This is a genomic window from Streptomyces sp. MAR4 CNX-425, assembly GCF_048656465.1.
Lineage (GTDB): Bacteria > Actinomycetota > Actinomycetes > Streptomycetales > Streptomycetaceae > Streptomyces.
In genome coordinates this window covers 331,626-345,132 of the sequence record NZ_JBMDLF010000010.1, presented here as the reverse complement: position 1 = coordinate 345,132, position 13,507 = coordinate 331,626, and the positions used below count along the sequence as shown (strand labels likewise).

Below are 13,507 nucleotides of genomic sequence, written 5' to 3'. Positions count from 1 at the left end.
TGGTGGAATTCCCCGCGGGCCACGGCCGCGACGAACGCCTGCCACGCCTCGGGGGTCGCGGTCAGGACAGGACCGGAGCCCCGCTGCTTACTGTCCCGCACGGCAACCGCCTCGCGGCGGAACGCCACCTCGACGCAGTCGCCGTTGCCGTTGCTGTAACTGGACGTGAACCACGGGTCGCCGAACTCCCCGCGGGCCACGCCCGCGACGAACGTCTGCCACGCCTCGGGCGTGGCGGTCAGGACGGGACCCGTGCCGCGCTGCTTACTGTCCCGCATGGCGACCGCACCATGACCGAAGGCCACCTCCACGCAGTTGCCGTTCCCGTTGCTGTAACTGGACTTGAACCACGCTGCGCTGTGCAGCTCACCCTTTCTCATGACTCCCTGCCACTTCAGCCAGCAGACGCTTCGACGCCTGCTCATCGTGTGCTGCTTCACAGATTCCCCGGAACGCCCGTTCGTACCGCTCGATCTCGTGCGGCTTGTCGAGGTACAGGCCCCCCGTGTAGCCGTCAGCGTAGACCGTGGGCGGCTCCGACTCACTGCCGTCGCCGTTGAGCGGAAAGCGCAGCAGTACGAACGCGCCGGTGAGAACCCCGGGGTGGGTGCCCGCGGCGAACGGCACAACCCGGATGGTGACGTTCGGCCGTTCGGCGATGTATACCAGATGCGCCAGCTGTTCCGTCATCACCTCGCGCCCACCGATCGGCCGACGTAGGACCGCCTCGCTCAGCACCACCTCGAACTCCAGCGGCCTCGTGGCCCGGGTCAGCAGCGCCTGCCGGTCAATACGCAGCCGCACCCGGCCGTCGAGGTCATCGTCACTGATGTCCGGCAGGTGCATCCGCGTGATGGCACTCGCGTAGCGCGCGGTCTGGAGCAGCCCAGGCACGAGGTCGCTCTCGTAAGTGGACGACCTCCACGCCGCGTCCTCCAGGCCCACGTACACGTCGAACCCCTCAGGGATCACGTCGCCGTACGCATGCCACCATCCGCGGGCCTTCGTCTCCTTGGCCAGCCCCATCAGGGCCTCGGTCATGTCCGCCGAGGCCCCGTAAACCGTGCACATCGCCTTGACGTCCAGGCTGCGCATCGGACCCTGCCCGGTCTCGATGCGCCACATCTTGGCCTCGGACCACTCCATCTCACGCGCGGCGGCCCGCACGGTCAGCCGTGCCTGGTTGCGTAAGTCCCGCAGGTACCGGCCGAGTTGGCGGCGCGGCACGGTCGATCCGTTGACCTTCTCCCTCATGTCTCCCCCAGTCCCGAGCCCTTTCTGACGGACTCTCATATCCGCGATGAAAGCAACGCCGTCTCCGCCACACAAGACAAGTCATATGTTCGACGACTCACGCGAGTGGGTTCCGTCGTGAAGTCTTGCAGCGCTTGACACCACCCCAGCACGCTGAAGACCTGTCGCTGTGCGTAGCGAAACCACCACGCATCAGTGGCCCTGGGTGATCAATTCCCAAGCTCGCGACCACGGAAGGGGCCCACGCATGCCCTCGAACAAGGACACCACCCCGGCTCCACCCCGCCCCCCACTCGGCACGCGCGTCCGTTCCGACACGTTCAGGCACAGCAGAGCTTCGGTTCGTCGAGCCCGCGTCTTCGCCTCCCGGGTCCTCGCGGACTGGTCCGCGCCTGTCAACGCGGACGACGTCCGCGTCTGCGTCTCCGAAATGTGCACCAACGCCCTGCTGCACGGCGGCCGGCCGGGACGGCTCTTCCTCGTACGCCTGTCACTGTCCGAGACCGCTCTGACCGTCGAGGTCCACGACGGCAGCTCCGCCGCACCCCGACCACGCAGCGCCGCGGAAGGCGACGAGTCCGGCCGCGGCCTGCTCGTCGTCGCCGCACTCTCCGACCGCTGGGGCATGCGTTCACGCGACGGGATCGGCAAGCTCGTCTACGCCGAGTTCGACGTCCCGGCCCGCTGAACCAACACCACCGGATCGCCACCCGCCGACCGCCCTGCGCTGGACTACCATGCACCTGAGGATTACGGGTCAGAAGCGGCGACGACGCAGAGAGGCAGCCTCTACTTCCCATGCCTGAAGGTCTCTACCAAGTCCCAATGCCCGCTGCTCAACCAATGATCAGCGTCGAGCTGGACGACGCCGGTTTCAGCACCGACGTCGAGACCGAGGACATCGGCGAGCGGATCGACAACCCCTTCGACCCCGATCTGATCGAGGTCCAGACACGTAACCCCACGGTCGCTCTGCTCCTCAACCGGATCCGGCGCAACACCATCGACCTCGCCCCGGACTTCCAACGTCGTGCAGGAATCTGGACACGGCAGGCGCAGAGCCGTCTCATCGAGTCGTTGCTGCTGCGGATCACCCTGCCCACCCTGTACGCCGCCGAAGGCGACGAGGATGTTTGGGCCGTCGTGGACGGAGTGCAGCGGCTGACAACCATCGCCCGGTTCGTGGCGCCCGAGGCAATCGGAGCAGATCCGTTGCGCCTGACCGGCCTGGAATATCTCGTTGACTACAACGGCTACGCTTTCAACGATCTGCCAGGCCGCCTCCAAACTCGCATCGAGGAGACGGAACTGGTAGTCCTCCTCATCCGGCGCGGAACCCCGGAAGAGGTCAAGTTCAACATCTTTGCACGCATCAACACCGGCGGCAGACCTCTCACCCGTCAGGAACTTCGGCACGCCCTCATCCCGGGCCAGGCCCGCGAGTTCCTCGCCGACCTCGCCCGCTCGGAAGAATTCCAAAGGGCGACTGCAGAGAGCGTGTCGCCGGAGCGAATGTCGGACAGGGAGATGTGTCTCCGGTTTCTTGCCTTCTCTCTCACCCCCCCGGAGAAATACAAGGGACAGGATTTCGACGGCTTCCTGCGCAGAGCGATGCACTCACTCAACGGCCTTGATCTGCTTGAACTCAGAAATCTTGGCCGTGCGTTCAAGGGGGCCATGAACGCCAGCGAGGCGGTGTTCGGGCAGCACGCTTTCCGGAAGCGATTCCGCGACAGCTCCCGCCGCAACCCGGTCAACAAAGCTCTCTTCGAGGCGCAGGCCGTCACCCTCTCTCACTATCCGGAGGATCAGATTCGCACCCTTGCGGCGAGGCAGGTCCAGGTGGCGAACGGATTCGTTCGGCTCATGGAGAACACGAACTTCTTCAACGCCGTATCCGCAGGGACAGGAGACGCTGGCAAGGTCAGACTCCGTTTCCAAATGCTGGACAAGATGCTCCAGGAGGTGCTGAAGGATGCTTGAGCGCATCGGCATCACCAACTTCAAAGCCTTCGCCCTACAGGACATCGAACTGGCGCCCTTTACCCTCCTCACCGGACTCAACTCATCCGGCAAGAGCACAGTCCTGCAGACCCTAGCCCTGCTCCGCCAGTCACACGAGGCCGGACTCCTGGACGAGGCAGACGACTCCGGCGGCTTCCACCTCAACGGTGAACTCGTTCAGCTCGGCACCGGCCAGGACGTACGCCACGAGTCGTACACCGAAGACAACCCCGATATCACGCTCGCGGTCGTCAAGGGCGGAACCCGCTACGCATGGCGCGCCCGGTACGGCCGCGAGGACGACCTTCTCCTCCTCCTCGAAGCCCCGGTGGCCCCCGCCTTTCGAGCCATCCGCGACCTGCCAGCCCTCTTCGGTCAAGGTTTCCAATATCTCAAGGCTGACCGCATCGTCCCCGACGTCAGCTACCCTCGCTCCCACGACGCGGCTGTCCGCCGTGGCTTCCTCGGTGCCCGGGGTGAGCACACAGTCAACTTCCTGCGCGCGCACCAGGACGACAGTGTCCGCGCCGAGTCACTACAGTTGCCGGGGGAAACCTCCACGTCGCTCCGCGAAGCGACGGACTATTGGATGCAGCGACTTTGTCCCGGTGTGAACATCGAGACGGTCGGCATCGAAGGCACCGACAGCGTCCGCCTCAGCTACGGCTTCGGCTCAGGCGTATCGGCGTCCAACCGCTACCGGCCGACCAACGTCGGCTTCGGTCTCACGTACGCCCTGCCGATCGTCGTCGCCTGCGTGTCCGCCCAGCCCGGCTCGCTGATCCTGCTGGAGAACCCCGAGGCCCACCTCCACCCCCAGGGGCAGACCTGGCTTGCTTACCTCGCCGTCGCCGCCGTCTCCGCAGGCGCGCAGGTCATCTTGGAGACGCACTCCGACCACGTACTCAACGGGCTGCGCATCGCCGTCAAAGACGCCCGCATCCCGGCTTCGTCGACCGCCGTGCACTTTTTCCGCCGCAACGGGCAGACCGCCGAGGTCGTCAGCCCCGGTATGGGAGCGGACGGAATGCTCTCCGACTGGCCGAAGGGCTTCTTCGACGAGTGGGAGAACTCCTTGGAGCAGCTCCTCGACTGACACCCGATGCTCCCTGGAGCCGGGCTAACTTGATCATCTGACGACGCAATGGGGGCGTAGTGCCGCTGCCGCTGTTTCTCAACGAGTTGTCCTGCGCTTCAGCGGCAGGCCCAAGAGCCATCGACGACGCAATGGAAACTTTCGTGGACACGCTCAAGCACCTCAGCTCCTGGCAGAGCCTGTCCTTGACGACACAAAGCCCTCTGCCCAGCGCCGAACTCGCCCGCGGATATGTCTACCAGCAGTGGGTACATGCATCACCGCGGAACCGTGACCGGCACCGTTATCTGCTGGCCCTGCGCAACCGGCGCTCCCCCTTCGACCCCGTACTCGAAGAGGCCGGGCACCAACCGTCGGAGATCGAGTATCTGCATGACGGCCTGCTTGCGAAGGGCATCGGCGCAGCCCATCTCATGGGCGGTCTTGCCATCAGTCTCCCCGTGACGCCGAAATGGGCGGCATCGTGGCTCGACGTCGACATTCAGCGTCTCGGTGAGGAAGACATCGAATACGACAAGGATCGTGTCCGTCACTGCTCCACCCCGGGTGAGGCTGACAAACACGAGCCCTGGGTGCGGAGCACCGGCCTCCACGCTCTCACGAATCCGGCGGAGCTTCTCAGCGCCTGGGACGAGTTCTTCCCCTCCCTGGAACGGCTGCCGCGCTTCGACCGCGATCTCCTGCAACTCGATCCGAAGTGGTTCCGGCCTGTTCGCGAGCTTCTCTCGGAACTTCAAGCGACGGCTGCTAAACACTGGGACCTCGACCGTTCCCCTGAGCCCGACTGGCAGAACCCTCACATCACCCCGGAGTCCCAGAGCCGACGCCACCTCTGCACCTTCGCAGATCCCGCGTCTGACGGTGAGTCCCACATCTTCACCTGGCACGGACGCATCACGCCGGGCAAAGGACGGTTGTATTTCCGCCTGGTGCCCGAACGGAAGGTCTTTCGTCTCGCCTACGTCGGCACCAAACCGGGAAGTGACCGCGAGTCCTGACCACGGCGGTCCGCTCACGCTCCCGGACTCAAAGCACCGACTGTGAGGCGCCGGCCAAGGGCCGGACGGGAACACCCGCTTCAGGCAGGGGGGCCTTCACTCGTCCTTGCTGCCGAAGGCGAGGGCGAAGTACTTCACGTCGTCGCGGTCGCTGATGAGGTCGTGGGCCAGGTAGAAGCGGCCGTGCTCGAATTTGTACGGCACCTGGTCGCTGTACGTCATCGTCGACTCGGTCTCCGCCGTGTCGTTCGGCAGCTCCAGCCAGATTTCTTCCTTGGCCGAGCGCGGGTTGATCGCGACGATCTCGCCGCCGGTGTCGTACGTCCCCCGCCGGTACGCGATGATCTTGCCGTCCTCCATCCGCAGCGGGACCATCGTCCGCTTCTCACCGGCGTCGTACTTCTTCTTCGGCTTGCCCGTGTCGAGGTCGAAGGCGACGATCTCGTTCGTGTCGCCGTACTCGCTCTTGCCCTGGTGCTCGCGCGACGGCAGGTACATCGTGTCGCCGTCGACCGCCACCGTCGTGCAGGACTCGGCGCCGTCGGAGTAGTCGCAGCCGGGCTTGTAGCGCGGGCCCGCGGACTCGGTGCCCAGGGATATCTTCGAGCGCAGCTCGCCGCCGTCGAGGGCGAAGATGTCGGTCTCGGTGGTCCTGCCCGCGCCGATGGTGATCACCGGTGGCTCGACGGAGAGCACCTGCACGCTCTGCACGCCGTCCGGTACGTCGTACGACCAGTAGATGCCGCCGGTGGCCGGGTCGACCTTCTGGACCTTCATGTCCTCGTCGATCGAGCCGCAGAAGACCAGGCCGAGCAGGTTCGTGCCGTCGCTGGCGTAGTCGTGGTCCTTGCACTCGGTGGTGGTCTTGGTCTTCCAGACCGGGTCGCCGCCGGAGAGGGGGAACGCGGCGGAGCCGGAGAGGCCGGAGGCGATGACCATGTCACCGGCGATGGTGACGTGGTCGAACCTCACGTTCTCGTCGGCGCTGGGCACGTGCTGCTGCCACAGCTTCTCGCCGGTGTCGACGTCGAAGACCACGATCTCGGAGCACGGCGCGTACCCGTCGTCGGGGCCGGAGACCTTGCCGTCCTGCACCAGCATGGCCGCCTTGCCGTCGTCGGTGACGACCCGGGAGCCGCCGCAGACCAGGCCGTCGGTGGGCAGGTCCCAGGTCTCCTTGCCGGTCGTGGTGTCGAAGCCCTTCACCGAGTTCACCAGGGCCTTGGCGTAGACCTTCTCGGTCGCCCACTGGCCGGAGGCCGGCCACGTCACGCCCTCCTCGACCTCCGGGTACGGCACGCCGAACAGCAACTCGCCGTCGGGGCTCGCGGGCTTGCTCTCGTTGACGGGCTTCGCGTCACCACCCCCACCGCCGCCGCCGGCCTGGGTGTCGCCGTCGTCGCCGGTGAGGAACCAGCCCGTACCACCGGCGCCCAGGAGGATCGCCACCACGGCGGCGATGACCGCCCACACCGGGACGAGCTTCTGCGCCGCGGGACCGGCGGGCTTGTCGGGCAGGCCCGGGACCTGCGCCTGGGGATAGCCGCCGGAGTCCGGCAGGACCGGCTGCGCGAAGCTGTACTGCTGCTGCGGCTGCGGCGGTTCCGGCTGGACCTGGGGCTGCGGCTGCGGCTGGGACTGGGGCTGGGGGTAGCCGTACGGGGACTGCTCCGGCGGGGCGCCGAAGCCGCCGGGCGGCGTGGGCGGCGCGGACGGCGGCGGGGTCTGCGGATATCCGTAGCCGGGCTGCTGCGGGTCCTCGGGCGGCGGCGGCCCGAAGCCACCGGACGGCGGCTGGCCCGGCGGCGGTGGCGGCTGCGACATGTCCCTGTCCCCCCGGATGGATGTGCGTACGAGCTCTGGTCGCGTGGCCTATTTCTACCACCCGCGGCCGACAGCCGCCCCCGGCCTCTTGCCACTCCCGGCAATGGCCGCCGCGCTCAGCCCGCCTCCGCCGACTCCGCCAGCTCCAGCCAGCGCAGCTCCAGCTCCTCGCGCTCGGCCACCAGCCCACGCAGCCGTGTGTCCAGCTCAGCGACCCGTTCGAAGTCCGTCGCGTGCTCGGCGATCGCGGCGTGCAGCTCGCTCTCCTTGCCGCCGATCCGGTCCAGCTGCCGCTCGATGCGCTGTAGTTCCTTTTTCGCCGCGCGGGCGTCCGCCGCGGACAGCCCGGCGGCCTGCCCCGCCGGTGCCTTCGACGGTGCCTTCGGCTGCGGCCGCGCACCGGTCGTGGCCTGCGGCGTCTGCGTCTCGCGGATACGGGCCCGCCGGCGCAGGTACTCCTCGATCCCGCCCGGCAGCATCCGCAGCGTGCCGTCGCCCAGCAGCGCGTGCACCGTGTCCGTCGTCCGCTCGATGAAGTACCGGTCGTGGCTGATGACCACGAGCGTCCCCGGCCAGCCGTCGAGCAGGTCCTCCAGCTGGGTCAGGGTCTCGATGTCCAGGTCGTTGGTGGGCTCGTCGAGGAACAGCACGTTCGGCTCGTCCATCAGCAGCCGGAGCAGTTGCAGCCGCCGCCGCTCCCCGCCGGACAGGTCGCCCACCGGCGTCCACTGCTTCTCGCGCCCGAAGCCGAACTGCTCGCACAGCTGCGAGGCGGTCATCTCCCGCCCCTTGCCGAGGTCGACGCGCTGCCGTACCCGCTCGACCGACTCCAGCAGCCGCCAGGCCGGGTCCAGCTCGGTGACCTCCTGCGAGAGGTACGCCAGCCGCACCGTCCGCCCGGCGACGATCCGCCCGGCGGCCGGCTGCCGCTCGCCGCCGGAGCGGGCGGCGTCCGCGAGCGTACGCAGCAGGGAGGTCTTGCCGGCGCCGTTGACGCCGAGGAGCCCGACGCGGTCGCCGGGGCCGAGCTGCCAGGTCAGCCCCTTCAGCAGCACCCTGCCGTCGGCGCCGTCCCCGGCCCGTACGGTGACGTCCTCCAGGTCGAACACCGTCTTGCCCAGGCGGGAGTTCGCGAACTTCATCAGCTCGGCGGAGTCGCGGGGCGGCGGCACGTCGGCGATGAGGGCGTTGGCGGCCTCGACGCGGAAGCGGGGCTTGCTGGTACGGGCCGGGGCGCCGCGGCGCAGCCAGGCCAGCTCCTTGCGTACGAGGTTCTGCCGCTTGGCCTCCTCGGTGGCGGCGATACGGGCGCGCTCGGCGCGGGCGAAGACGTAGTCGGAGTAGCCGCCGTCGTACTCGTGGACGGCGCCGCGCTGGACGTCCCACATGCGGGTGCAGACCTGGTCGAGGAACCAGCGGTCGTGGGTGACGACGACGAGCGCGGCGCGGCGGTTGCGCAGGTGGTCGGCGAGCCAGGCGATGCCCTCGACGTCGAGGTGGTTCGTCGGCTCGTCGAGGACGACGAGGCCGGGGCTGCCGATGAGCAGCTTGGCGAGCGCGATGCGGCGGCGCTCGCCGCCGGAGAGCGGGCCGATGACGGTGTCCAGGCCGTGGTCGAAGCCGGGCAGGTCGAGGCCGCCGAAGAGGCCCGTGAGCACGTCGCGGACGCGGGCGTCGCCCGCCCACTCGTGGTCGGCCATGTCGCCGACGACCTCGTGCCGGACGGTGGCGGCGGGGTCGAGGGTGTCGCCCTGGGTGAGGACGCCGAGGGTCAGGCCGCCGGTGTGGGTGACGCGGCCGGCGTCGGGGTCTTCGAGCTTGGCGAGGAGGCGGACGAGGGTGGTCTTGCCGTCGCCGTTGCGGCCGACGACGCCGATGCGGTCGCCGGCGGCGACGCCGAGGGAGATGCCGTCGAGGAGGGCGCGGGTGCCGTAGACCTTGTCGACGGCTTCCAGATTGACCAGGTTGGCGGCGGCCATGGCGGTGCGGTGCTCCTCGCGGGGTCGGGGGTTCCTCGGCGGCCTCCAGGGTAGTTCGCGGCGCCGGCCGCGTTCAGCGCACCACCTCGGCGCCCGGCGCCGGGGCCTGCGCCACGCGGGCCTGGCGGCACGTGCCCGACGACTCCAGCGCCGCGGCGATCTCCGCCGCCGCGGCCTCGTCCGCCGCCAGGAACGCGCACGTCGGGCCCGAGCCCGAGACCAGCGCCGCGAGGGCGCCGGCGGCGGTGCCCGCGCCCAGGGTGTCCGCCAGCGGCGGGCGCAGGGAGAGGGCCGCGGGCTGGAGGTCGTTGCCGCCGGCGATGGCCGCCAGGGCGGCGGCCAGGGTCGCCGGGTCGCCGGAGCCGAGGGCGTCCAGCACCGCGGGCGACGGGTCCGGCTCCGGTACGGAGCGGTCCGCCGCGAGGCGGTCGAACTCTCTGTAGACCGCCGGCGTCGACAGCCCGCCGTCGGCCACCGCGAAGACCCAGTGCAGCGGGCCCTTCGCCGACAGCGCCGTCAGCCGCTCGCCCCGCCCGCGTCCCAGCGCCGCCCCGCCGACCAGGCTGAACGGCACGTCGCTGCCGAGCTCCGCGCAGACGCCCAGCAGCTCCTCGGTGCCGGACCCGGTGCCCCACAGCTCGTCGCAGGCGAGCAGCGCACCCGCGCCGTCGGCGCTGCCGCCGGCCATGCCGCCGGCGACGGGGATGTCCTTGGCGATGTGGAGGTGGACGTTCGGCCGCCGGCCGTGCCGGGCCGCGAGCAGCTGCGCGGCGCGGGCGGCGAGGTTCGTGGTGTCGGTGGGTACGGCGGCGGCGTCGCGGCCGGAGACGGTGACGCGCAGGTCGTCGGCCTCGGTGGCGGTGACCTCGTCGTAGAGGCCGACGGCGAGGAAGACGTTGGCGAGGTCGTGGAAGCCGTCGGGGCGCGGCGGGCCCACGGCGAGCTGCACGTTGACCTTGGCGGGTACGCGGACGGTGACGCTCCGCGCGGCGGCGGGACCGGCCGCGGAGCGCTCCGCGGACGGGGTCGATCCGGATGTCACGGCGTGCTGCTCCTCGTGGTCGCGGTCCGGTGCCGGGACTCCGCGATCCGCGCGAAGTCCTCGATGGTCAGCGACTCGCCGCGGGCCTGCGGCGAGACTCCCGCGGCGCGCAGCGCCGCCTCGGCGGCCGGCGCCGAGCCGGCCCAGCCGGTGAGCGCGGCGCGCAGCGTCTTGCGGCGCTGGGCGAAGGCGGCGTCGACGGCCGCGAAGACCTCGGTCCGCGTGGCGGTGGTCGCGGGCGGCTCGCGGCGGGTCAGGGAGACGAGCCCGGAGTCGACGTTCGGCGCGGGCCAGAAGACGTTGCGGCCGATGGCGCCGGCCCGCCGGACGTCCGCGTACCAGGCGGCCTTCAGCGACGGCACGCCGTAGACCTTCGACCCGGGGGCGGCGGCGAGCCGGTCGGCGACCTCGGCCTGCACCATGACCAGGGTGCGGGCGACGCCGGGGAAGGTGGCCAGCATGTGCAGCAGCACGGGCACGGCGACGTTGTACGGCAGGTTGGCCACCAGCGCCGTCGGCGGCGGGCCGGGCAGCTCGGTGACGCCGAGCGCGTCGGCGTGCACGAGCGCGAAGTGCTCCGCGCGCCGCGGCAGCCGGGCCCGTACGGTCGCGGGGAGGGCGGCGGCGAGGGCGTCGTCGATCTCGACGGCGGTGACGTGGGCGGCGGTCTGGAGCAGGGCGAGGGTGAGCGAGCCGAGGCCGGGGCCGATCTCGACGACGACGTCGTCCGGGCGCACGCCCGCGGCGCGCACGATGCGGCGCACGGTGTTGGGGTCGATGACGAAGTTCTGCCCGCGCTGCTTGGTGGGGCGTACGCCGAGGGCCGCCGCCAGCTCGCGGACGTCCGCGGGGCCGAGCAGCGGGTCCGGCTCGCCGGTGGTGGCGCTCACCGCTCCAGGTTATGCCCTCGGTCTTGGTGGACTCCTGGCGCGGCGGGGACGGCCGGGCCGGCGGGGGCGCCGGCGGCGGGCCCGTAGCCGAACGCGCGCGCGGTGTTCGCCGCGGTCGCCGCCGCCAGCTCGTCCGGGTCCGCGCCGCGCGCCGCGGCCATCGCGCGGAGCGTGAGGGGGATCAGGTACGGCGCGTTGGGGCGGCCCCGGTACGGCATGGGCGTCAGGAACGGCGCGTCCGTCTCGACGAGCAGCAGCTCGGCGGGCGCGACGGCGACCGCCTCGCGCAGCCGCCCCGCGTTCTTGAAGGTCACGTTTCCCGCGAAGGACATGAAGTAGCCGTTTTCCGCGCAGGTTTCCGCCATGGCCGCGTCCCCGGAATAGCAGTGGAATACGACCCGCTCCGGCGGACCCTCTTCCCGGAGAATGCGCAACACGTCGTCGTGCGCCTCCCGATCGTGAATGACGAGGGCTTTTTGCCGGCGTTTTGCGATCTCGATATGGCGGCGGAAGGAGTGCTGCTGCGCGGCGACGCCCTCCGGTCCCGTCCGGTAGTAGTCGAGGCCGGTCTCACCGACCCCGAGCACCTGCGGCAGCGCGGCGAGCGCGTCGATCTCGTCGACGGCCGCGTCCAGGGCGGCCAGGGCGTCCGGGCCGTCCAAGCCATCCGGGCGGTCCTGGCCGGCGGCGAGCCGCGGGGCCTCGTTGGGGTGCAGGGCGACCGTCGCCCACACCGCCTCGTGCGCGGCGGCGGTCTCCGCGGACCACCGGGAGCGCTTCAGGTCGCAGCCCACCTGGATGAGGGTGGTGACGCCCGCCCGGGCGGCGGCGGCCACGGCGTCGGCGACGGTGCCGTCCTGCATGTCGAGGTGGGTGTGCGAGTCCGCCGCGGGGTGGCCGAGCGGCTCGGGCGGCGGCGGCGCGGCCTTCGCGTCCGCGCCGCCGGTGGTGTGCTGAGCCATGCCGGGGACTCTACTGGCCGGGTACGACACCGCCGCGCGGGGCGGCGCCCCGGGCCCCCGCGCGGTCAGCCGCGGCGCGAGCGCTGGCGCACCGACTCGACGGACCGGACCTGGCCGGCGCGCATGATGCGGACGACGTGCTCGCCGCAGTTCAGGCAGGTGGGCCGGGTGAGCGGCGAGGGCACCCGTTCCCCGCCGGTGTGGTACGTGACGAAGGGCCGGCCCTTCGCGTCGACGTGGTGGTGGATCTCGTAGCTCTGCTCCCAGCCGTGCCCGCACATCATGCAGGCGAAGGCGTAGGACTCGGTCACTGGCTCGGGCTCGGACATGGGCAGCTCCTCTTGTCCAGGAGGGACAAGTCGCCGAAAGGCATCCTCTATTCCAGTGGACACCCATTCGGCGCAGTGTGCAGCCGCCCATACCATCAATTGAAGGAGTTTTTGTCCGGCTACTCTGAGTTGTTTGCCGAGTTTTTCGCGGCCACCACCGCATCGAAGACCTCGCGCTTGGGTAGGCCGGCGTCCCGGGCGACCGCGGCGATGGCCTCCTTGCGCGCCTGGCCCGCCTCCTCACGGACGGTGACCCGCCGGGCCAGCTCCGTGGCGTCCGGCCGCTCCCGGTCCGCCGCGGGCGCGCCCTCCACCACCACCGTGATCTCGCCGCGCACGCCGTCGGCCGCCCAGCCCGCCAGCTCCTTCAGCGGGCCGCGCCTGACCTCCTCGTACGTCTTGGTCAGCTCCCGGCACACGGCGGCCCTGCGGTCCTCGCCGAAGACCTCGGCCATCGCCGCCAGGCTGTCGGCGAGCCGGTGCGGTGCCTCGAAGTACACCAGGGTGCGCCGCTCGTCCGCCGCCTCGCGCAGCCGCCCCAGCCGCTCCCCCGGCTTGCGCGGCAGGAAGCCCTCGAAGCAGAACCGGTCGACCGGCAGCGCGGAGACCGCGAGCGCCGCCAGCACCGCGGACGGGCCGGGCGCGGCGGTGACGGAGACGCCGCGGCGCACGGCGGCGGCGACCAGGCGGTAGCCGGGGTCGGAGACCGACGGCATGCCGGCGTCGGTGACGAGCAGCACGCGGGCGCCGCCGGCCAGCTCCTCGACGAGGTCGGGGGTGCGGGCCGCCTCGTTGCCCTCGAAGTACGACACGACGCGGGCCGTCGGCTGCACGCCGAGCGCCTGCGCCAGCCGGCGCAGCCGGCGGGTGTCCTCGGCGGCGATGACGTCGGCGGCGGCCAGCTCGGCCGCCAGCCGCGGCGGGGCGTCCGCGGGGTCGCCGATGGGGGTGCCTGCCAGTACGAGGAGTCCGCTCACGTCCCCATCCTGGCGGATGGCCGGTGCGCCCCGCGAGGACGGGGGCCGGGTGCGGGGACGGGCGGGCCGCGGCGGGGCGGCGGGCAGCGGGGCGTACGCGCGCGTACGGGGCGGGGCGACCGGTCCGGATCGGGCCGCCGGTGCCGGGCGCG

At 70.8% G+C, this 13,507-nt stretch carries 13 protein-coding genes; 4 read left to right on the top strand and 9 right to left on the bottom strand.

Annotated elements, in window-relative coordinates; translation table 11 throughout:
- Together ACHZ99_RS26720 and ACHZ99_RS26715 are read right to left on the bottom strand one after the other, a co-directional pair.
- The coding region (locus tag ACHZ99_RS26720; RefSeq protein WP_420307304.1) for a DUF397 domain-containing protein at positions 1-380 on the bottom strand (380 nt) is incomplete at its 3' end.
- Complete coding sequence (locus ACHZ99_RS26715) at positions 367-1,254, bottom strand: helix-turn-helix domain-containing protein (RefSeq protein ID WP_420307303.1); 888 nt, start codon at positions 1,252-1,254, stop codon at positions 367-369. The genes ACHZ99_RS26720 and ACHZ99_RS26715, both read right to left, overlap by 14 nt.
- A 247-nt stretch (positions 1,255-1,501) precedes the next feature.
- Between ACHZ99_RS26715 and ACHZ99_RS26710 the strand changes: the two genes are divergently transcribed.
- From ACHZ99_RS26710 to ACHZ99_RS26695, 4 genes are all read left to right on the top strand, one after another.
- On the top strand, positions 1,502-1,942 hold the full coding sequence (locus ACHZ99_RS26710; RefSeq protein ID WP_420307302.1) for an ATP-binding protein: 441 nt from the start codon (positions 1,502-1,504) through the stop codon (positions 1,940-1,942).
- Between the two features lie 155 nt (positions 1,943-2,097).
- On the top strand, positions 2,098-3,237 hold the full coding sequence (locus ACHZ99_RS26705; protein ID WP_420307301.1) for a DUF262 domain-containing protein: 1,140 nt from the start codon (positions 2,098-2,100) through the stop codon (positions 3,235-3,237).
- Complete coding sequence (locus ACHZ99_RS26700; RefSeq protein ID WP_420307300.1) at positions 3,230-4,354, top strand: AAA family ATPase; 1,125 nt, start codon at positions 3,230-3,232, stop codon at positions 4,352-4,354. The genes ACHZ99_RS26705 and ACHZ99_RS26700 overlap by 8 nt, the downstream gene beginning before the upstream one ends.
- A gap of 143 nt (positions 4,355-4,497) precedes the next feature.
- Positions 4,498-5,352: a hypothetical protein gene (locus ACHZ99_RS26695; RefSeq protein WP_420307299.1), complete on the top strand. Its 855-nt coding sequence runs from the start codon at positions 4,498-4,500 to the stop codon at positions 5,350-5,352.
- Between the two features lie 96 nt (positions 5,353-5,448).
- On the opposite strand, the gene ACHZ99_RS26690 is transcribed toward ACHZ99_RS26695, so the two are convergent.
- The 7 genes from ACHZ99_RS26690 to rsmI form a co-directional block, all read right to left on the bottom strand.
- Positions 5,449-7,176 carry a PQQ-binding-like beta-propeller repeat protein gene (locus tag ACHZ99_RS26690; RefSeq protein ID WP_420307298.1) on the bottom strand — a complete coding sequence of 576 codons (1,728 nt, stop codon included), beginning with the start codon at positions 7,174-7,176 and terminating at the stop codon, positions 5,449-5,451.
- A 116-nt stretch (positions 7,177-7,292) separates the two neighbouring features.
- A complete protein-coding gene (locus ACHZ99_RS26685; protein ID WP_420307297.1) occupies positions 7,293-9,155 on the bottom strand; it encodes an ABC-F family ATP-binding cassette domain-containing protein in 1,863 nt (620 codons plus the stop codon).
- Positions 9,156-9,228: 73 nt separating this feature from the next.
- Positions 9,229-10,197, bottom strand: a complete 969-nt coding sequence (locus ACHZ99_RS26680; protein WP_420307296.1) for a 4-(cytidine 5'-diphospho)-2-C-methyl-D-erythritol kinase — start codon at positions 10,195-10,197, stop codon at positions 9,229-9,231.
- Entirely contained in the window at positions 10,194-11,087 is an 894-nt protein-coding gene (gene rsmA / locus ACHZ99_RS26675) for a 16S rRNA (adenine(1518)-N(6)/adenine(1519)-N(6))-dimethyltransferase RsmA (RefSeq protein WP_420307295.1), read from the bottom strand. The genes ACHZ99_RS26680 and rsmA overlap by 4 nt, the downstream gene beginning before the upstream one ends.
- Positions 11,084-12,049: a TatD family hydrolase gene (locus ACHZ99_RS26670; RefSeq protein ID WP_420307294.1), complete on the bottom strand. Its 966-nt coding sequence runs from the start codon at positions 12,047-12,049 to the stop codon at positions 11,084-11,086. The genes rsmA and ACHZ99_RS26670 overlap by 4 nt, the downstream gene beginning before the upstream one ends.
- 65 nt (positions 12,050-12,114) lie before the next feature.
- A complete protein-coding gene (locus tag ACHZ99_RS26665; RefSeq protein ID WP_420307293.1) occupies positions 12,115-12,378 on the bottom strand; it encodes a hypothetical protein in 264 nt (87 codons plus the stop codon).
- A gap of 119 nt (positions 12,379-12,497) precedes the next feature.
- Positions 12,498-13,355: a 16S rRNA (cytidine(1402)-2'-O)-methyltransferase gene (rsmI, locus tag ACHZ99_RS26660; protein WP_420307292.1), complete on the bottom strand. Its 858-nt coding sequence runs from the start codon at positions 13,353-13,355 to the stop codon at positions 12,498-12,500.
- Between the last annotated feature and the right edge of the window lie 152 nt (positions 13,356-13,507).